Origin of the sequence: Hanstruepera ponticola, from assembly GCF_012931685.1 — a bacterium.
In the GTDB taxonomy this organism is placed as follows: Bacteria; Bacteroidota; Bacteroidia; order Flavobacteriales; family Flavobacteriaceae; genus Hanstruepera; species Hanstruepera ponticola.
Map to the genome: position 1 here is coordinate 415,823 of NZ_JABANC010000001.1, position 21,364 is coordinate 437,186.

Genomic DNA, 21,364 nt, shown 5'->3' on the forward strand with positions numbered 1-21,364 from the left:
TTAGATTGATTGCTAAAAATTACTCTACTAAAATCTTTTTAATAGTTTGTTTGTCACCGTCGTTCACTTTTACAAGATATACTCCTGATTGAGCATTATTTAAATCAATAACCTTATTAAAGTTTGCGTTATTGTTAAATAACTTATTATAAACCGAACGACCTCTTATATCATAGACTTCAACAATAATATTACTATTTGAACGCGAATTCAATTTAATTGTAAAAGATCCATTATTAGGATTAGGGAAAATAGCAAATTCTTCAAAACTATTATCATCTATTGATAATGAAGGTATGGTACAAACTTCTAATGTCCATTCACTTAATTGTCCACCATCCTGATTAAATGCATCAACGATATTTAATGTCCAATCTCCTTGAGCATCTTCTCCATTAAAAGCAGATAAAGACTCTGTAGGGACAAAAGTTGCACCGTTGATTGGAGGACAAGGTATTGCACTAGGCGTTACAGCATCATCAAATCCAAAATTAAAGTTATCTAAATCGTCACAGATATCACCTACCAATTCTACTTCAGTGCCTGAAGGACTAATTAAGGTGAAAGTTAAATCACTAACCCAGGTATGTAAACCTGTTATATTTGTAACATTTACATCAATTACTTCACCACTATCAGGTATGTTAATAATAGAATTATATTCTAATCCCGCACCTGTTGGAGAAATGGCAACAGGTGTATCGTTGGTGGTTGTAGTACAATTAGGACAACCATCTCCTGAAACTACTGTTATATAATCTTCAATTAATAGAGTATCTGTCCCTTCAGAATTTGTTACTTCTAATGTCACATCAAAAGTACCAATCGCGTTATAAGTTACTGTTGGGTTTTGGTCATTAGAAACAGCCGGAGAACCACCTTCAAATGTCCAAGTCCATGATGTACCTGCTGGTTGCGTTAAATCTGTAAACATAACTGTGTTTTGGGAATCCAAACAAATTACAGTATTATCTGCTCCTATACCAGCAACTGGTGGTCCATGCAACAAAGCAATAGTGTAACCACAATCTGATAAGCTACTGTATATAATATCTAACTCACTTACATCATAATTAAGATTAACAGCTGCTTGGTAAACAGCATTGGCAGCATCATTTTGGCTTGAACCACCATTGGTCATTCCTAAACCTTCATAGAAAATTTTATCCATCTGTTGTTGGCCAATTTGATCCCAAACACCCATTAAACAAGTAGCCCAAATTTGACCGTTGGCGTGAATGGAACCTGTGAGACCTCCTGGATAAGTAGCCCCATAATCGGTTGTGCGACCAGGCCAACATGGGTTGTGTCCATCCCAGTTAAAGACATAATTCCATGCTGGATCCGTATCAGACCAATAACCATTCGCAATACTAATTCCTCTATTATAGGACTGCGCTACATAATCTCCACAGCCCTCACTTAATCCATCTACTTGAGATAATCCGCCGCTGGTTACCCAATCATGCAAACCATGACCCAATTCATGATGAATAACGTCAGAATCTTCAGCATCATCTACACAACCTTCTCCAAAAGAAAGTCTTCCAGCTCCTCCAGTGTAATAGGAATTGTCCGCTCCACCAGCACCATGAGGATCATACTGAACACCTCCTGAATATTGATATGGCATAACATCACAACCTAAAGTATTATTTATATAATTCATCATATAATCAATATGATAATAAGTGTTTACTGGTTCAAAACCTTGATCTTGTCTATTAAAAATAAAATCAGGTGAATTTTGTGTAAATAAACCTGTGTTAGGCGTATCAAAGTCAATAATTTCAGCACGAGGTCCTACCAATGAATAAGTACTTCCATTTTGAGTAATATCATTCAAGGTTACACTAAAACGAGCGGCATCTAAAGATGCGTTTGTAGCATCATTTCCATCGACATACTGACCTCCATAAGCAACCGTGTTAGATGTTAATGGGTCTGGGTCAAACACCATTCCTGTGCCATTAACTCGTCTTCTGTAATTTCTGTTTTCGTTATGCTCACAATTTTCTGAACAGTTTTTATCGTGTTCAGTGTAATAACAGTTTTTATCAACTACCTTAAAAATTTCACCAGTCGAAGCATCAATAAAAACATGCCACTCTCCTAGTGGTTCAGTTGCTGAAATAACAACTTCATGAGCTAATTTTGTGATTTTCGAATTTTTATAAACAACCAAATGGCTATCTCTAAAACTAATACTACTGTGTACATTTAGATAACTATTTGCAATTGTAAAAGCATCATTTTCAGATATACTTGGATGGATATTTCTTAAATTCACATGGTTTTGGTAACTATTCATCACATAAACCACTTTGTTTTCAGGGGAAATTGTAATAGTAACTTCATTATTATTTACTGGGTAATTACCAAAATATTGTCGGTATCTAACTACAGAACCTACATCAGTGGTTCTTGTGGCATGGTGACGTAAATTAGAAATCTCATTGGTAGGAATACCAAGTTTTTTTGATTCCTGTTGCAAATAATACATAGCCATAGATTCAGGCGAACCTTGTGGCACTTCAAAATTAAGACCATATAATGCCACTGGTAAACCTGTTGTAACATTATAGCGGCCAGATTTTCTAATTTCAGTTTCAATTAGTTCATCTGCCTCCAAATTTATCTCAATGGCTCTTTGAGGCATTTCCTTTTGAGCAATTGTAATTTGGGTAACTAGAATAAAAATGCCAAAGAATAAAAGTTGTCTTTTGCATATTGCATAACGAGTAGTAATTTTTTGCATTTAATTAAATGTATTAAGTTAATTCTTAAGGTGATACTGAACAAAAATGAGGATATATTTTTTTATTCAATAATTTTTTTGCCAAAAACTTAAAAATATTCAATATAATTAAAGGATTTTATCAAAAAATCTGAAATCTAACTTAAAAAACTCTTTTTCTTTTGTAATTTAGGCGCTCAATTTTCCTTGAAACTTAATTAATTACATTATGAAAAAAACTACATTGCTTAAATTACTATTCATATTTTTCTGTATGCCTAGTTTTTTAATTGCTCAACAAAAAACCTCTCAAGAATCCACAAAATGCTTCACTGACCAATATAATGCAGCATTGCTTGAGAATTACCCAAATATGATGGGTAGTGAAACTTTTAAACAAAGATTAGATTCAAAAATTCAAGAATTAAGTAATTCACCTCAAAGAAGAGTTGTGATTGAGATTCCATTAGTTGTCCATGTACTTCACAACGGTGAACCTCTTGGTACAGGAGCTAATATTTCAGATGCCCAAGTTATTTCACAAGTAACGGTTATGAATGAAGACTTTCGAATGATGATGGGAACACCAGGTGAAAGTACTGCTGGTGGAGTAGATGTTGAAGTTGAATTTGTTATGGCACAGCGTACACCCGATGGTTGCCCAACTAATGGTATTAACCGTGTTAATATTTGTCAAGATGGCACAAATAGCGATGATGTTAATTTTTGGAAAACACAGACATTTTGGGATGCTAGCAAGTATATGAACATGTGGTCTTCTAAATATGTTGGCGATTTAGGTGGTATTTTAGGTTTTGCTCAATTCCCTGGAGGCCCAGCCAATACAGATGGCGTAAGTGCAGGCCATACTTTTTTCGGAAGTTCAGACTATGACGACGGAAGCTTTCAATTAAGCCCACCATATGATAAAGGTCGCACCATGACTCATGAAGTTGGTCATTATCTAGGTTTATTACACACTTTCCAAGGTGGATGTAACGGTGGAGACCAAGTAGCTGATACACCTGCTGTAGATTCTCCAAATTTTGGATGCCCAACTGGTCATGTTTCTTGTAGCACCATTGACATGATTGAAAATTATATGGATTATACTGATGATGCTTGTATGAATACATTTACACAAGGTCAAAAAGATAGAGTTCAGGGCGTACTGGCAACATTTGCTAATCGTTCTACATTGGCAACTTCTGACGGTGCTGATCCATTACCTCCAGTTGCTAATGACGCTCAAGTAAGTATTGAATGTTTATCTAATGTTCCCTGCACAGCTGACATAAATGCTAATATAAAAATTGAAAACTGGGGTACGGCTACTTTAACATCAGCTACTATAAGCTATGATGTTGATGGTAATAACGCTATGAATTACAATTGGTCTGGTTCATTAGGTTACGGTGAATACGATGTCGTTTCACTACCTACAATTACTGCAAGTGGCGGAAATCAAACGCTTAATGTATCAGTTACAAATAGTAATGGTGGTGCTGATGGTAGAGCCTGTAATAATGTTGACTCTAAAGATTTCTCTTCATCTGCATCATATGGCACTGCTGAAATAAGATTTAATTTGATTCCAGATGATTATGGTTCTGAAACTACGTGGGAATTTAAAGATGAAAGTAATAATGTATTATATTCAGGTGGCCCTTACACTGACGACGACTCAACTCCGGTTAATGAGGTTTTCACCTTGAGTAATACTGGCTGCTATACATTTACGATTAATGATGATTTTGGAGATGGTATTTGTTGTGAATGGGGCATTGGATCCTATGAATTAAGGACAGATGATGACACTGTTATTTATAGTGGTGGCGAATTTACCTCTTCAGAAGATGTTTCAATAAACGTGGCGTCTTTAAGTGTTGATGAGTTTTCATTGGTCAATACTATAAGTATTTACCCTAACCCAACTAGAAACGTGTTGAACATATCTGTTAGTAATAATGATTTACCAGACTCCTACAGCATTTATAACATGTTGGGACAAACAGTTACGTCAAAACAAATATCATCAAATGCTGATTTAAGCATTAATTCTTCTGAATTAAGCAACGGCATGTATTTTGTTAAAATAATTAAAAGCGATTCAGAAATTACCTTACCTTTTATTAAGGAGTAGTATAACTGAATTTCTAAATAAAAAAAGAGGATTGAACAAATGTATCAATCCTCTTTTTTATTTTTGTATAAATACGTTTCACTTTGAAAATTAATCATTCCCTAAAAAATTCTTTCAAAACCAAAACTGTTGTTACCATTGGCACCTTTGATGGTGTACATGTTGGACATAAGAAAATAGTAAAAAGGCTCATAGAAACAGCTAAAAACAATGATTTAGAATCTGTTATTCTTACTTTTTTTCCGCATCCAAGAATGGTTTTGCAAAAAGATGCGAATATAAAATTGTTAAATACACTGAAGGAAAAACAAGCAATATTAGAAAATTTGGGGCTGGATCATTTTATAGTTGAAAAATTTACACCTGAGTTTTCAAGATTAACGGCAGAAGAATTTGTAAAACAATTACTAGTAGAACAATTAAACACTCAAAAAGTCATTATTGGATATGACCACCATTTTGGTAGAAACCGTTCAGCAAATATTGATGATTTAAGAAACTTTGGGAAAAATTATCATTTTGATGTTGAGGAAATTTCTGCTCAAGATGTAAACGACGTTTCTGTTAGTTCAACTAAAATTCGAAAGGCATTGATAAATGGTGACATAAAAACAGCAAATTTATTTTTGGGTTATCCTTATATGCTCACAGGAAAAGTGATTGAAGGCAAAGGGCTTGGTAAGCAAATAACATTCCCTACCGCGAATTTAAAAATAGAAGAAGACTACAAACTTATTCCAAAACAAGGTGTTTACGTTGTAAAAGGTTACTACAAAAATGAGGTTTTGTATGGTATGATGAATATTGGGACAAATCCTACCATTGAAAAAAACAACGCACAATCTATTGAAATACATTTTTTCAACTTTAATAAGTCCATTTACAATGAAGAAATTCAAGTAGATTTATTACACAGAATACGTGATGAGCGAAAATTTGATTCCATAGATCAATTAAAAAATCAGTTAATCATCGACAAAAAGACAGCCGAAAGCTACCTTAAATCCAATGAACATTAACAGTTTTCTTTTCAAACAAATTGATAATAGTCCTCTAATTGTTTTTAGAATAATTTTTGGTCTTTTATGCTTTTTGGAATCTGTTGGTGCCATTTTTACTGGTTGGGTAAAACGAACCTTAATAGACCCTGAATTTACGTTTACATTTATAGGTTTTGAATGGTTACAACCATTACCTGGTTATGGTATGTATGCATACTATATATTGATGGGAATTTTTGGACTCTTTATAATGTTGGGGTATAAGTACCGTTTTAGCACAATTATGTTTACCATCATGTGGCTCATAACCTATTTGATGCAAAAATCTTCTTACAACAACCATTATTATCTACTTATACTTTTAAGTGCTATAATGGCGATTTTACCTGCACATAAATATGCTTCGATTGACGTAAAAAACAACCCTAATTTAAAAATGATTTCCATGCCCAATTGGTGCAGAGTGATTATTATTTTACAAATGTTTATTGTTTATACCTACGGATCTGTTGCCAAGATTTATCCTGACTGGTTGGATTTAACTGTTATGGAGATATTGATGAAAGGCAAACAACATTATTACATTGTAGGCGATCTATTACAGCAACATTGGGTTCATTATTTTTTGGCATATGGTGGTATATTGTATGATGGCTTAATTATTCCATTACTGTTATACAAACCAACTCGAAAAGCTGCCTTTTTTGCTTCAATTTTTTTCCATTTATTTAATTCCATCGTTTTTCAAGTCGGTATTTTTCCCTACCTATCGTTAGCATTTACGTTGTTCTTTTTTGATTCAAAAACTATCAATAGACTTTTTTTAAAGAGAAAGCCTTATTACGAAGGCTCCGAAATAAGCATTCCAAGCAACAGAAACATTCTATTAAGTGTGTTTTCAGTTTATTTTGTTATTCAAATTTTTCTTCCCCTTCGTCATCATGTTATAGAAGATAATGTTTTGTGGACTGAAGAAGCGCATCGTATGTCATGGCGCATGATGTTACGATCAAAATATGGTTACGCAACCTATTATGTTGTAGATAACAAAACTAATAAAACCACAACAGTTAATTTAAATGATTATCTGACTAAAAAACAACAACGTCCAGCTAGTACCAAACCAGATTTTATTTGGCAATTTTCTCAACGTTTAAAAAAAGAATATGCGTCAAAAGGACAAGATATTTCGGTATTTGTTGACTGCAAAATAAGCGTTAATGGACGTCCATTTTCACCATTAATTGATAAGGAAGTAGATTTAGCTGCGATAGATTGGGACACTTTCAAACACAGCTCTTGGATTTTACCCTCAAAACTAGATTAAATCTCTAGGCAATTCCTTAAATTTGTGCCTTAATTTTTTAAGTATATGTTACAAGTATCTTTTATTAGAGAGCACAGGGATTTGGTTGTTGAGCGTTTAGCTAAAAGAAATTTGGATGCTACGCAAATGGTTGACGAAGCAATTCAATTAGATGAAGAACGGAGAGCTATCCAAACAGAATTAGACAATACCCTTGCTGAATCAAATAGCCTTTCCAAAGAGATAGGAATGCTTTTTAAGAGTGGTGACGTTGATAAAGCCAATGCTCTAAAAACTAAAACTACCGATTTAAAAGAGTCTTCTAAAAGTTTATCTGAACAATTAGCTACAACCTCCAATGCCCTAAATGAGCTTCTATATAAGATTCCTAATATCCCACATGAGTCTGTTCCTAATGGAACTTCAGACGAAGACAATGAAGAAATTTTTAAAGAAGGAGCTATCCCAAAACTGCATGATAACGCATTACCTCATTGGGAATTGGCAAAAAAATACGATATCATTGATTTTGAATTGGGAAACAAAATAGCTGGTGCAGGATTCCCCGTTTATAAAAATAAAGGCGCGCGTTTACAACGTGCTTTAATAGCTTACTTTTTAGACAAAAACACCGAAGCAGGCTATACTGAATATCAATTACCTCATTTGGTAAACGAAGCATCTGGTTTTGGTACTGGTCAATTACCTGATAAAGAAGGCCAAATGTATCATGTAACTGAAGATAATTTATATTTAATTCCAACCGCAGAAGTACCAGGTACAAATATCTTTAGAGATGTCATTTTAGATCAAAGCGAATTACCAGTTACTATTACTGGCTATACACCATGTTTTCGTCGTGAAGCTGGTAGCTATGGCGCACATGTTCGTGGTTTAAACCGTTTACACCAATTCGATAAAGTTGAAATAATAAGAGTTGAGCATCCAGATAATTCTTATAATGCTTTTAATGGTATGATTGAGCATGTAAAAACCATTCTAAACGAGCTTAAATTACCATATAGAATCTTAAAGCTTTGCGGTGGTGATGTAACATTTGCTTCTGCGTTAACTTACGACTTTGAGGTGTTTTCTACAGCTCAAGATCGTTGGTTAGAAATATCATCTGTTTCAAATTTTGAAACGTTTCAAGCGAATAGATTAAAGTTACGTTTCAAAAATAATGAAGGGAAAAAAGAATTGGCTCATACTCTCAATGGAAGTTCTTTAGCATTACCAAGAGTATTGGCTGGAATTTTGGAAAATTACCAAACCGAAAAAGGCATTAAAATACCAGATGTATTAATTCCTTACACTGGATTTTCAATTATTGATTAATTTGTAGTCTTTTTCTGTCTATTTTAGCAGTTTAAGAACATAAAAATCGTTAAAAAGCAAAAATCACATGCTGTTTAACGATTTTTTTTTGTTTTTCAAAAAATAATTTCGATGTTTACAGTCCCAAAACTAAAAAACCTACTTATCATGAAAAATCTTAAACGCATTTTTCTACTATTGGCTTTAGCATTCATAGCGAGTAAAGTTTTATTTTCAGATATTGATATATCTCAAGAAAACAACTCAATAGTTATCGCTACCATAGCTTCTAAATAACATCACGATATAAAAATTGCCCCAATCGAGTAATTGAATCATGTTACAAACTAACAATGATTAATAGCACATTTATTTTGGTTGGTAAATGCCTGAAAAACCTTCAGGCATTTTTTTTATAAAAACATTCACAATAACTAGAGTTCACTTTTGTTATATTTACAAAAAGTACGTGTATGAGATTGCTGTTTATAATAAGTTTCTTTATAACTACTAGCCTGTTTTCACAAGAAGATTTGCTAGCTAAAGAATATTTTAAAAACGGTGAGTTTGAAAAAGCATTGGCAACGTATCAAGCCTTATACAATAAAACTCCAAACAACAACACTTATTTTATTGCTCTTATTAAATCACACCAACAGCTTGAACAGTATGATGAGGCAGAAAGTTTGTTACAGAAACAAATTTCAAGAATTACCTATCCTGCTTTATATGTTGAATTAGGGTATAATTTTCAATTAAAAAATAATTTAGAACAAGCAAATGTCAATTATGACAAAGCCATTTCATTTGTAGATACTAACCCAAATTACGCTTTCTCTGTTGGCAAATATTTTGAAGACCGTTCACTATTAGAACGTGCGGTCACTACCTACGAAAAAGCTATGGAACTCAAGGCTGATTTAAATTTCAATTCACAACTAGCCAGAATTTACGGTGAACAAGGTAATATTGAAAAAATGTTTGAAAGCTACTTAAATTTCATGGAGTTTAATGACACCTATGTTAATAGAATCAAACAAGCTTTTAATCAATTTATATCGGAGGATAGTGAAAATGAGAACAATCTCATTCTGAAAAAAATATTACTCAAAAAAATTCAACAAAAACCAGACCTGCTATGGAATGAGTTGTTAAGCTGGCTTTTTATACAACAAAAGGACTATAAAAAAGCTTTCACACAAGAAAAGGCTATTTTCAACAGAAAGCCTGAAAGTTTAGACCGAATAAATGAACTCGCCTTTATTGCTGAAAATGATCAGGAATATGAGATTGCAAAAACAATTTTTACTTATATCACTGAAACAGCACAAGACCCAGAAATCCAAATTGAAGCTTATAATAATTTACTTCAGATTGAAGTTGAAACCAATGAGGATACCAATACCATTGATAAAAGTTACCAAGAACTTTTTGAAACCTATGGAAGATCTTTAAGAACATTGTCTCTACAAATTTCATACGCTCATTTTTTGGCATTCTACAAACATGAGACTGCAAATGCATCTAAATTACTAAAGAAATGTTTGGATTTACCTTTAACAGACTTACAAGAAGGTAAAGTAAAACTAGAACTTGCAGACATATTGGTTTTTGAAGAAAAATTTAATGAAGCATTAATTTATTACTCTCAAATTCAACGAAATTTAAAGAACAGTACCATTTCACAAGAAGCGCGATTTAAGGTGGCGCGAACTAGTTATTTTAAAGGTGATTTTAATTGGGCTGAATCACAACTTAAAGTTTTAAAATCATCAACTTCTCAATTAATAGCCAACGACGCACTAGACCTTATGCTTTTAATTACTGATAACAAGTTTGAAGATTCAACCCAGACAGCTTTAAAGCTTTATGCCAAAGCCGATTTGTTAGCTTTTCAAAACAGAACTGATGAAGCCATTACTATTCTAGACAAAGTTTTAATAGAACATAAAGGAAAAACCATTGAAGATCAAGCATTGTACAAGCAGGCGAAACTTTTTGAAGAGAAAAAAGAATTTGAAAAGGCTGAAGCCAATTATTTAAATATCATTACTAATTACAAAGAAGATCTTTTGGCTGATGATGCGTACTTTGCCTTGGCAGAACTTTACGAAAAACAACTACAGCAGCCTGAAAAAGCCAAAGAATATTATGAACAAGTTCTGTTTAATTATGAGGACAGTATTTACTTTGTTGAAGCACGAAAAAAATACCGTATGCTTCGTGGCGATGCTATAAATTAATAAAAAGATCATACTTTTCAATGCATCACATATTCGCTTAAATTAAATTCTTGTTATAAAAAAGAGATAAAATACTTTGATTATGGCATATAACTCTTGTACTTTGTCTTGTTATTATTTCCAAAAAATGAGATTATGATTATTTATAACGTTACCATAAATATTGATGATAGTGTTCACAACGAATGGTTAGAATGGATGAAATCTGAACATATACCGCAAGTACTTGCTACGGGTAAATTTAAAGAAGCGCGATTAACAAAGGTTTTAGTTGAAGAAGAACAAGGCGGTGTAACTTATTCTATTCAATTTAGAGCTTTGTCACGCCAAGCACTAGACGATTATTATAATAATGATGCAGAAGCTTTAAGAAATGAAAGCTCAAAAAAGTTTGCTGATAAAATGTTAGCCTTTAGAACTGAATTGGAAATAATTGACGAATACACCGTAAATTTTAAGGAATAAACATGTCAGTAAAAGCAAAAAAACATTTAGGTCAGCACTTTTTAAAAGACGAAAATATTGCTCGCAAAATAGCAGATACTTTGTCTTATAAAAATTACAATCACGTATTGGAGATTGGCCCAGGAATGGGTGTGCTCACCAAATATTTGCTTGAAAAAGACATTACAACTCACGTTATTGAAATCGATACTGAATCAGTTGATTATTTAAAGGCTAACTATCTTAATCTTGCTGATAGGATCATTGAACAAGACTTTTTAAAATATAATTTAAAAGATATATTTAACGATGAACCTTTTGCAATCATCGGAAATTTCCCTTACAACATTTCGTCGCAAATTGTATTTAAACTATTAGAAATACGTCAGCAAGTTCCCGAGTTTTCAGGTATGTTTCAAAAGGAAGTTGCTATGCGTATATGCTCAAAAGAGGGCAGTAAAGCTTATGGTATTCTATCTGTTTTAACTCAAGCTTTTTACAATGCCAACTATCTATTTACAGTTCCTCCTTCAGTGTTTAATCCACCTCCAAAAGTAGATTCTGGTGTGTTGCTGCTCAAACGTAAAGACAACTACACATTACCTTGTGACGAAAAACTATTCTTCAAAGTTGTAAAAACCGGTTTTCAGCAGCGACGCAAGACGCTTCGCAATAGTTTAAAAACACTCAATTTATCTGATAATTTAAAAGCAAATGTTATATTTGACAAAAGACCAGAACAATTAAGTGTTTTAGAGTTTATAGAGCTCACATTGCTTATTGAAAACGATTAAATCCTTTGGTAGAAGAAAACGAAAACATACAATTTCAATTGACTGATGAACTCATTGAAAAGGTTGAAACCCTTATCGAACAACAAGACGATAAAGAGTTAAAAACCCTTTTTAAAGAGTTCCATTACGCTGATATTGCCGAAATTCTTGATGAACTCAATCAAGAGGAAGCAGTTTATGTTATTAAGCTATTAGATTCCGAAACCACTTCGGATGTCTTAATGGAATTAGATGAGGACATTAGAGAAAAGGTTTTAAAAAATCTTTCAGCCAAAGAGATTGCTGAAGAAATTGAAGAGCTAGATACCGATGATGCGGCGGACATGATTTCGGAACTTCCCGAAGAACGTCAGGAAGAAGTTATTTCAAATATTGAAGATGCTGAACACAAAGCCGAAATTGAAGAGCTTTTAGCTTATGATGAAGATACGGCTGGTGGCCTCATGGCTAAAGAATTGGTAAAAGTCTATGAAACCTGGACTGTTGCTGGTTGTATGCGTCGCATTCGTGGCCAAGCCAAAGATGTTACACGTGTGCATTCCATTTACGTGGTTGATAAAGAAGACAAACTTATTGGAAGATTATCATTAAAAGATCTCATTACTGCAAAAAGCGACCAAAAAATTGCTGAAATATCTAACTCCAATGTTGACTATGTTTATGTTGATGAAGATGTGGAGGACGTTGCCAAAATCATGCAAAAATACGATTTGGAAGCCATTCCTGTTTTAGATAAAAACAACACGCTTGTTGGACGTATTACTATTGATGATATTGTTGATGTCATTCGTGAAGAAGCTGATAAGGATTACCAGTTAGCAGCAGGTATCTCTCAAGATGTTGAAGCAGATGATAGTATTCTTGAACTCACCAAAGCGCGACTACCTTGGCTTATTTTAGGTCTGTTTGGTGGTTTAGGAAGTGTGTTTATTATGAAAGACTATGAGCATATCATGTCTACTGTCCCTTCCTTGTTTTTTTACACACCTTTAATAGCTGCTATGGCTGGAAATGTTGGTGTACAATCGAGTGCTATTATTGTTCAAGGTTTAGCAAATGACAATGTAAAAGGTAGTCTACTGAAGCGTTTACTAAAGGAAGTTGGCTTAAGTCTTATTAACGGCTTTGCTTTAGCTTTACTGGTTATACTCTTTGGGTTTATAATTGGTCAAGACACAACTGAAAGCATTGCTATAGCAGTTTCAATGATGTCTGTTATTGTTGTGGCAGCACTTGTTGGGACATTCGTTCCTATTATTCTAGATAAACGCGGAATTGACCCAGCAATAGCGACAGGTCCATTTATTACAACTAGTAATGATATTTTAGGTATTTATTTATTTTTTGTTTTAGCAGGATTGATTATTGGGTTCTAAATACCGATCGCTTTTGTACCTTTATACTATGAAAGCTATAAATATTCAAGATAAATTTTCGAAATTTTCGAAAAACTGGCATCCACATCAGATAGCAGTAGTAGATGATATGCAGGTTATTTTAGCCAAATTAAAAGGTGAATTTGTTTGGCATAAACACGACAATGAAGATGAGCTATTTCAAGTTATAAAAGGAACCCTTTACATGCAATTCCGAGACAGAACTGAAACCGTTAATGAAGGCGAATTAATAGTTGTTCCAAAAGGTGTTGAACATTATCCCATGACCAAAAACGATGAGGAAGTACATGTACTTCTTTTTGAAAAATTAAGTACCGCACATACTGGTCAAGTTAAACACGAGAAAACTCAAACGTATTACCCAAAAATATAATAATGTTTAAATTCTTTCGAATAGTACGATATAACCTTATGAATGAAAATAAAACTGGGAAATACTTTAAATACGCCATTGGTGAAATTACACTCGTGGTTATAGGAATCTTGATTGCGCTTCAGATTAATAATTGGAATGATAATAGAATAGCACAAATTTCAAAAACGCAATATTGCAAACAATTATTGGAAGAATTAGAATTAGACGCTAAAGGAATAAACTCTCAAATTGATAAGTTGAGCAGTGCTATAAAAGCTTATAACGCTTATGACGTTATCTACGAATCTTCAAATATACCATTGGATACTATTTATAGTAATATGAAAAAACTTCCTTCAATTTATGATCAAACATCATTCAATACAAAGACAATTGACGTATTAAAATCTACAGGAGATATAAAGCTTTTACCTAATGAAATTCAAACACTTTTAGTAACTCTTGAAACTCTACAAGGACTTTACTATAAATATAATGATGCTAATTATGGTATATATTTAAGTTCGGTTAATGAAACATATCTTATGAACGTCTTATCTATTGAACGTAAATTAACAAATCAAGATTCTCTTGCTAAAGCATTAGATTTTAAGAACAAATTACCAGAGCAATTAGCTAAGCAACATTTAGCATTTAACTCAAAACATTTCGCGGATATAAATGCATCAAGAAGCCTAAATACTATTTTAAAAACCGTTAATGAATTGACTATTCTTGTTGAGAAAGAATTAGAAAATTAGAATGATAAAATTTTTTAGACATATACGTCATTCTTTAATAAACCAAAATAAAATTGGTAAATACTTTAAATATGCTATTGGTGAAATATTACTTGTAGTGATTGGAATTTTGATTGCTTTGCAGATTAATAACTGGAATGATGAAAGAAAAAATAGAGCCTACGAAAGAAAAATCTTAACACTCATCAATGAAAATTTAAAAAACGACTCTATTAATCTATCAATTGAATTAAATAAATCGAGAGAATCTAACCAATTAACAAATCGATTATTACAACAAGTTAATTCAGGAAAATATAGCGACAGTTTAAATAATTGGTTGGGCAAAATAATTTCTTTTGAACGTTTTAAATCGCAATCTAGTGCCTTTGAAGTTTTAAAATCAAAAGGTATCGATATTATTTCAGATACAGAGTTGCAATTAGAATTAATAAGTTATTATGACGAAAGCGTAAATAATGTTTATGTAGCTCATAAGGATGTTGAAGAATCTTTTAAAAAGGATTGGGAACCAATAATTCAAAAAGAATTTTCAGATTATAAATGGCGTGAATATGCTATTCCGAATGATTCGAAAGCGTTATTTAAGAAAAAGCCAATCGTTAATTATTTAAGGTTTTATAAAGAGAATAGATCTAGTGGTGAAATCTATTCGGAAATTGCATTAGATAAAATATCAAAAATCAGAAAACTATCTAAAAAATATGTTACGGATTAATACTTCATGAAATTATGCTTTTATCTTTCAAAAATTGGACGTTATTATGAAAATCCTCCACCTCGACACGAATCATCCATTATTAATCAATCAACTTAATGATTTAGGCTTCACTAATCATGAAGATTATTCGTCATCAAAAGAAGAAGTTGAATCAAAAATTCATGAATACGATGGTATCGTTATTCGTAGTCGATTTACTATTGATAAACAATTTTTGAATGCTGCTAAAAATCTCAAGTTTATAGGACGTGTTGGTGCAGGATTAGAAAATATTGATTGTGACTATGCAGAAGAAAAAGGTGTTTATCTTATTTCAGCACCTAAAGGCAATCGAAATGCTGTTGGCGAACATGCATTAGGTATGTTACTGTCACTTTTTAATAAGCTCAACAAAGCCGATAAAGAAGTGCGCGAAGGAAAATGGCTTCGTGAAGACAATCGTGGTGTAGAATTAGATGGGAAAATAGTAGGTATTATTGGATATGGCAATATGGGAAAAGCCTTTGCAAAAAAGCTTCGTGGGTTTGATATTGATGTTATTTGTTATGATATAAAAGATGGCGTTGGTGATGAATATGCTAAACAAGTTACTTTAAAAGAATTTCAAGAACGTGTTGATGTAGTTAGTTTACACACACCACAAACAGCCTTAACACTGAACATGATTAATAAGGCATTTATCAATGCCTTTGCAAAACCGTTTTGGTTTATCAATACAGCTCGTGGGAAAAGTGTGGTAACAAATGATTTGGCAAAAGCTTTACAATCAGGTAAAATTCTTGGTGCTGGTTTAGATGTTTTAGAATATGAAAAAGCATCCTTTGAAAATTTATTTAAAAAAAGTGATGAAGACATGCCATTAGCATTTCGATTTTTAATCGAAGCAAATAATGTAATCCTCTCGCCTCACGTTGCAGGATGGACTGCAGAAAGTAAAGAAAAGCTAGCACAGACAATAGTCGATAAAATTAAAGCCAAATTTTGCTAACTTTCTAACATGAAAAAAACAATTCTTGTTTTTGGCTTACTCATTTTAGCACTACTTGTATTATTTCAATTAAGTAAATTTTCTGTTGTTTCTGGAGATATGAATATTGAAAGCACAATTGCAATTGTAGCTGTTATATTCTTTTTTGTTGGTGTTTATATTCACAAAAAAAGCTTGCCAAAAGAGCAGTTGGAATCCAATGAAATAGACACTTCCAAAATTCAGCAACTAGATATAACTAATAGAGAGTATGAGGTTTTAAAATTTATATCTGAAGGCTTATCGAACAAAGAGATTGGTGAAAAATTATTTGTGTCTGAAAGTACCATAAAAACACATGTGTCTAATCTATTGGTAAAATTGAATGCCAAACGACGAACGGAAGCTGTAAAAATTGCCAAACAACTTCAAATTATTTAATTTCTTTACTTTTAGGACTAAAGTATGAGTCATTTGGTACTTTAGTATGAGCCTTTTTTTCTACTGTTATGCTACTTTTGACAAACAACATTAAATAACTTTAATTATGAAATTAGGAGCTTTTTCTATGAGCTTAAGTGTAAAAGACTTATCAGCTTCAAAATTGTTTTATGAGAAATTAGGTTTTCAAGTTTTTGCTGGAGACATGGACAAGAATTATCTCATTATGAAAAATGGCAATGCTTTAATAGGCTTATTTCAAGGCATGTTTGAAAATAACATTTTAACCTTTAATCCAGGTTGGGATGAGAATGCAAACACGCTTGAAAGCTTTACAAATGTTCGTGATATTCAAGCGCATTTAAAAAAACAAGATATCTCATTTCACACCGAAGTAAAAGAAAACACTTCTGGTCCTGGAAGTTTTGTAATTTCAGATCCAGATGGAAACACCATTTTAGTAGATCAACACATTTAATAAAACTAACTTAAAATATTATGAAAAACACAGTTATTAAGTACGGACTTTACGCATTATTAAGTGGCTTTATCTTATTCGGATTACCTTTCTTGTTTGGTATGGGAGTCGATTTTGATTATGGTGAACTGATTGGTTATACATCAATGATACTATCTCTATTATTTGTTTATTTTGGCATAAAACATTATCGTGACAAGGTTAATGAAGGGAAAGTTTCTTTAGGAAAAGCTATTAAAATCGGCATGCTGATAGCTTTGTTTTCTGCTGTTGGTGTTGCGCTATTTGATTACATCTATACAACGCAAATTAACCCTGATTTTGCTAATGAATATCTAGATTATTCTATAAAAAAAATGGAAACCACTTTATCTCCTGAAGAATTAAAGATTAAAAGTGCAGAGCTCAAACAACAAATGGAAGATTATGGAAGCCCAACTTTTATGGCTATCATGATGTTTGCCTCTGTTGTAATCCTAGGATTTGTTATATCTTTAATTTCTGGATTAATTTTACAACGTAAAAACTAATATTATGCAATATGAAGCTACTTCTCCTGAAGATTACATAAGTCAAGTACCTGAAGACCGTCAGGAAGCCTTAAAAACATTACGTAAAACTATAAAAGACAATCTGCCAAAAGGATTTGAAGAAGGTATGCAATACAAAATGATTGGTTATTATGTGCCACATTCAGTGTATCCAGATGGTTACCATTGTGACCCAAAAACACCATTACCATTTATGAGCTTTGCTTCTCAAAAAAACTCGGTAAACTTATACCATAGTGGTATTTATGCCAAAAAAGAATTGCATGATTGGTTTGTAAATGAATACCCAAAGCACTGTAAACGTAAACTGGATATGGGTAAAAGCTGTATTCGTTTTAAAAAAATAGAAGAAATTCCTTTTGAACTCATTGGTGAATTGACTAGAAAAATGACTTGTGACGAATGGATAGACATTTATGAAACAGCTTTAAAAAAGAAATAAAAAATGAAAAAACGCGTAACTGGAATTGGTGGGTTATTTTTTAAAACTAAAGACCCAAATGCTACAAAAAATTGGTATAAAAAACATCTAGGTTTTAATACCGATGATTATGGCTGTACATTTTGGTGGCAAGATAAAGATGGTAACGATTGCTCAACACAATGGAGCCCATTTCCTGAAGACACAAAATATTATGAGCCTTCTAAAAAAGATTTCATGTTTAATTACCGTGTCGAAAATTTAAAGGAATTATTAGGCACTTTAAAAGAAGAAGGTGTTACAGTTATTGGAGATATTCAAGAGTATGACTATGGAAAATTTGGTTACATTATGGATAATGATGGTAATAAAATAGAACTCTGGGAGCCAGTTGATAGTGCTTTTAAATAAAAATCATTCAAGAGGGATGTAGTCAAGAGGCAAGGCATCTCCCATTCTCATATATCCCATAAAGCCAGAAAATGATAGAGCATTTATTGGAAAATAATTTCCATAATTATTTAAATAAAAATAAGTGTCGGTAGGTTCTACAGAAGAAATCGTGTTTTCGCCTTTCTTCCCTGAACTATAACCGATATACATAGGTTTGAAAAATCTTACTTTTTTTATTGTCGGATTTTCAGTTGGATACATGCTGATAAAGTTCATTGGCTTCACTTCTTCATTATTATAGTACAATTTATATCCTTCAGTCCTTAAACTATCTACTAATAGTGCTCTCATAAAATGCAAGACTGATCCTTTATAAGCATCGTCTCTTCTGTTCAAAATTTTACTTCGAGTGCTTTCTTTTTCATCTTTAAAAAATGCTGTTCCAGAATAATAAAACGCATGTGGATACAATCTTTCTTTTTCGTGCATTTCAAAAATATCACACTTTATTTTGAATTCCTGTAAATCATAATTTATTAAATACTCTAACTTTTTATTTCTAATTATAATAGGCTTATCTGAATATGCTATCAACGTGCTATCCGCTCTGTTTAACTTAAAAACAAGATCGTTCTCATTTAATATGTCACAAGATTTAGCATTTTTAGACGTTCCAATAAAAAAATTTCTAAATAAATCTAACTTATCACTTCTTGGCACCTTATCCTTAGCATATAATAAAACTTCATTTAAAGTGCTCACTTCCTCTTTTAAACTAATTTTTAAGGGTTTTCCGGATTTATAGTCTTTTATTTGTTGCTTTTCATATCCTAAAAAAGAAACAACCAAAGCCGTGTTTATTGAAGTTTTATAGCTTAAAGAGAATTCCCCTTGAGCGTTTGAGGTGGTACCAATTGTAGTATTATCAAAATAAATAGAAGCACCTTCAATTGGTTGTTGAGAATGACTATCAATGACTACTCCAGAAATTTCTTGAGCATATTGATTAGAGACACAAAAAAGAATTAAAAAAAACCTAAAACTAATCCTCATTTTGTTCAGAGATTTTTCGCTCTAATTCGGCTTGAAATTCTTCCATGACTGGTTTTACAGTACTTTCTGGAAGATCTGCTATTTTAATATACATCAAACCATCAACCGAATTATTGAACAAGGGGTCCACATTAAAAGCCACTAGTTTAGCGTTTTGTTTGATATATTTTTTGAGTAAAACAGGTAATCTTAATGCTCCTGGTTCTACCTCATCAATAATTTTATCAAACTTATTCAAATCGGCTTCAGCTTCATCAAAAACAAAATCTTTATCAGCATCTTTGAGCTTCACTTTAAAAGCTTTTTTTGGATGTACATATTGTGCCACATATGGGTCATAATAATGAGACATCATGAACTCAATCATTAATGATTTTGAGAAGTTTGAAAATTGATTGCTAATACTCACACCTCCAATCAAGTACTTGTGTTCTGGGTGACGTAATGTTGTATGTACAATGCCCTTCCAAAGTAAAAATAAAGGCATAGGTTTTTGTTGATAATCTTTAATGATAAATGCGCGACCCATTTCAATAGATTGACTCATCATTTTATACAATTCTGGTTCAAATCGGAATAAATCCTGAAGGTAAAAACCATCAATTCCATATCGTGAAAATATTTCAGAACCCAAGCCCATTCTATAGGCTCCAGCAATCAAATTATTATCTTCATCCCAAAGAAACATGTGGTAATAATACGTATCAAAAGCATCTAAATCTATAGCTTCATTGGTGCCCTCTCCCACCTCTCTAAACGTAATCTCTCGGAGTCGCCCTATCTCTTGTAAGATGTTTGGTATTTCTTTTGCAGGTGCCAAAAACACCTCGTAATTTTTACTTTGTAATAATCTAAAGTCATTGGCTCTTAACGCTTCAACTTCCTTGAACATTAATTCTTTATCAACTTGACCAACAATACGTTTCGGTGGTTTTGGAAGTTTTAAAGTTGAAGGAAAGTTACCTAACAACTTATCTTTTTCATCAAATGAATTAGAAAGCATATACGTTTTCTTTCTTAAAAATTCAGAAAACTCCTCTAACGTAGCGTGCTCCTTTTGATCATTAACCGAAATTGGCCTACCTATCCTGACTTTGATGATTCGGCGTTTTTGAGTTAATAGTTCAGATGGTAATTTTGCTGTTCTGAAAGTGTCACTTATTTTAGATAACTTATAAAACAACTTACTGTTTTTTGCATGAAAATAAATAGGAACAACAGGCACTTCAGCTTTATGAACCAATTTCATGGCTGCCTCTTCCCATGGTCTATCCACAACTAATTTCCCGTCTTTATAAGTAGAAACTTCACCTGCTGGAAAAACACCTAATGGGTGCCCATTTCTTAAATGCATAATGGCATTTTTGAAACCTGAAATACTAGATTTAATATCCTTTCTGTCTTCAAAAGGATTAACAGGCATAATGTAAGGCTTAAGCGGTTCAATTCTATGCAATAAAAAATTGGCAATGATTTTAAAGTCCTTACGTTGTTCTAGCATTAATTTTAGAAGTAAAATCCCATCTATGCCTCCTAATGGATGATTAGACACCGTAATATAAGCACCATCCTTTGGTAAACGCTTTAAGTCTTCTTCGGGTATTTCAAATTTTATTTGGAATTCATCTAAAATGGCATCTAGAAATTCAAGTTCTGTTAAATGCTTGTTACGATTATAAATAGCATTAAGCGTAGAAATTTTTAAAACTTTCATTAAAATCCAACCAACAAATGTTCCTACAAAGCCATATTTATCTAACTGTATGGCAGTTGCAACTTCTTTTGCAGTTACTAGTCCTTTTTTTGGTTGATTTGTCATATTTACAAATGTAGTTATTTTG

At 32.5% G+C, this 21,364-nt stretch carries 21 protein-coding genes; 18 read left to right on the forward strand and 3 right to left on the reverse strand.

The annotated features are described in order from the left end of the window. Positions 1 to 19: 19 nt before the first annotated feature. Positions 20 to 2,758, reverse strand: coding sequence for a T9SS type A sorting domain-containing protein (locus tag HGK31_RS01815; RefSeq protein ID WP_191858233.1), 2,739 nt, complete (start codon positions 2,756 to 2,758; stop codon positions 20 to 22). Positions 2,759 to 2,966: 208 nt separating this feature from the next. On the opposite strand from HGK31_RS01815, the gene HGK31_RS01820 reads away from it, so the two are divergent. From HGK31_RS01820 to HGK31_RS01900, 18 genes are all read left to right on the forward strand, one after another. Next, a complete protein-coding gene (locus tag HGK31_RS01820) occupies positions 2,967 to 4,880 on the forward strand; it encodes a M43 family zinc metalloprotease (protein WP_191858234.1) in 1,914 nt (637 codons plus the stop codon). An 83-nt stretch (positions 4,881 to 4,963) separates the two neighbouring features. After that, positions 4,964 to 5,899 carry a bifunctional riboflavin kinase/FAD synthetase gene (locus HGK31_RS01825; protein WP_191858235.1) on the forward strand — a complete coding sequence of 312 codons (936 nt, stop codon included), beginning with the start codon at positions 4,964 to 4,966 and terminating at the stop codon, positions 5,897 to 5,899. Continuing rightward, a complete protein-coding gene (locus HGK31_RS01830) occupies positions 5,889 to 7,208 on the forward strand; it encodes an HTTM domain-containing protein (RefSeq protein WP_191858236.1) in 1,320 nt (439 codons plus the stop codon). Before HGK31_RS01825 ends, HGK31_RS01830 begins: the two co-directional genes overlap by 11 nt. Before the next feature lie 45 nt (positions 7,209 to 7,253). Further along, entirely contained in the window at positions 7,254 to 8,525 is a 1,272-nt protein-coding gene (serS, locus tag HGK31_RS01835) for a serine--tRNA ligase (RefSeq protein WP_191858237.1), read from the forward strand. Between the two features lie 147 nt (positions 8,526 to 8,672). Then, positions 8,673 to 8,801, forward strand: coding sequence for a hypothetical protein (locus tag HGK31_RS14710; protein WP_262496519.1), 129 nt, complete (start codon positions 8,673 to 8,675; stop codon positions 8,799 to 8,801). Positions 8,802 to 8,977: 176 nt separating this feature from the next. Beyond that, positions 8,978 to 10,747 carry a tetratricopeptide repeat protein gene (locus tag HGK31_RS01840; protein ID WP_191858238.1) on the forward strand — a complete coding sequence of 590 codons (1,770 nt, stop codon included), beginning with the start codon at positions 8,978 to 8,980 and terminating at the stop codon, positions 10,745 to 10,747. A 135-nt stretch (positions 10,748 to 10,882) separates the two neighbouring features. After that, positions 10,883 to 11,212, forward strand: a complete 330-nt coding sequence (locus HGK31_RS01845; protein WP_104734878.1) for a DUF4286 family protein — start codon at positions 10,883 to 10,885, stop codon at positions 11,210 to 11,212. 2 nt (positions 11,213 to 11,214) lie between these two features. After that, a complete protein-coding gene (rsmA, locus tag HGK31_RS01850) occupies positions 11,215 to 11,985 on the forward strand; it encodes a 16S rRNA (adenine(1518)-N(6)/adenine(1519)-N(6))-dimethyltransferase RsmA (RefSeq protein ID WP_191858239.1) in 771 nt (256 codons plus the stop codon). Positions 11,986 to 12,011: 26 nt separating this feature from the next. Next, positions 12,012 to 13,361, forward strand: a complete 1,350-nt coding sequence (gene mgtE / locus HGK31_RS01855; RefSeq protein WP_191858888.1) for a magnesium transporter — start codon at positions 12,012 to 12,014, stop codon at positions 13,359 to 13,361. Between the two features lie 28 nt (positions 13,362 to 13,389). After that, complete coding sequence (locus tag HGK31_RS01860) at positions 13,390 to 13,755, forward strand: cupin domain-containing protein (RefSeq protein WP_191858240.1); 366 nt, start codon at positions 13,390 to 13,392, stop codon at positions 13,753 to 13,755. Positions 13,756 to 13,757: 2 nt separating this feature from the next. Beyond that, positions 13,758 to 14,498: a hypothetical protein gene (locus HGK31_RS01865; protein ID WP_191858918.1), complete on the forward strand. Its 741-nt coding sequence runs from the start codon at positions 13,758 to 13,760 to the stop codon at positions 14,496 to 14,498. Between the two features lies 1 nt (position 14,499). Beyond that, positions 14,500 to 15,216 (forward strand): DUF6090 family protein, encoded by a 717-nt coding sequence (locus HGK31_RS01870; RefSeq protein WP_191858241.1) that lies wholly within the window; start codon positions 14,500 to 14,502, stop codon positions 15,214 to 15,216. Between the two features lie 46 nt (positions 15,217 to 15,262). Continuing rightward, positions 15,263 to 16,207, forward strand: a complete 945-nt coding sequence (locus HGK31_RS01875) for a 2-hydroxyacid dehydrogenase (protein WP_191858242.1) — start codon at positions 15,263 to 15,265, stop codon at positions 16,205 to 16,207. Positions 16,208 to 16,216: 9 nt separating this feature from the next. After that, complete coding sequence (locus HGK31_RS01880; RefSeq protein ID WP_104734882.1) at positions 16,217 to 16,627, forward strand: response regulator transcription factor; 411 nt, start codon at positions 16,217 to 16,219, stop codon at positions 16,625 to 16,627. 106 nt (positions 16,628 to 16,733) lie between these two features. After that, the gene (locus HGK31_RS01885) at positions 16,734 to 17,105 is read left to right on the forward strand and encodes a VOC family protein (protein WP_191858243.1); all 372 of its coding nucleotides are present in this window, start codon (positions 16,734 to 16,736) and stop codon (positions 17,103 to 17,105) included. Between the two features lie 20 nt (positions 17,106 to 17,125). After that, positions 17,126 to 17,635 carry a DUF4199 domain-containing protein gene (locus HGK31_RS01890; RefSeq protein ID WP_191858244.1) on the forward strand — a complete coding sequence of 170 codons (510 nt, stop codon included), beginning with the start codon at positions 17,126 to 17,128 and terminating at the stop codon, positions 17,633 to 17,635. A gap of 4 nt (positions 17,636 to 17,639) precedes the next feature. Beyond that, positions 17,640 to 18,098, forward strand: coding sequence for a DUF1801 domain-containing protein (locus HGK31_RS01895; RefSeq protein WP_191858245.1), 459 nt, complete (start codon positions 17,640 to 17,642; stop codon positions 18,096 to 18,098). Between the two features lie 3 nt (positions 18,099 to 18,101). Continuing rightward, a complete protein-coding gene (locus HGK31_RS01900) occupies positions 18,102 to 18,488 on the forward strand; it encodes a VOC family protein (RefSeq protein WP_191858246.1) in 387 nt (128 codons plus the stop codon). 3 nt (positions 18,489 to 18,491) lie between these two features. Here HGK31_RS01900 and HGK31_RS01905 read toward each other — a convergent pair whose 3' ends face one another. Next, complete coding sequence (locus HGK31_RS01905) at positions 18,492 to 19,523, reverse strand: carboxypeptidase-like regulatory domain-containing protein (protein WP_191858247.1); 1,032 nt, start codon at positions 19,521 to 19,523, stop codon at positions 18,492 to 18,494. Then, positions 19,513 to 21,342, reverse strand: coding sequence for a GNAT family N-acyltransferase (locus HGK31_RS01910; protein ID WP_191858248.1), 1,830 nt, complete (start codon positions 21,340 to 21,342; stop codon positions 19,513 to 19,515). The genes HGK31_RS01905 and HGK31_RS01910 overlap by 11 nt, the downstream gene beginning before the upstream one ends. Between the last annotated feature and the right edge of the window lie 22 nt (positions 21,343 to 21,364).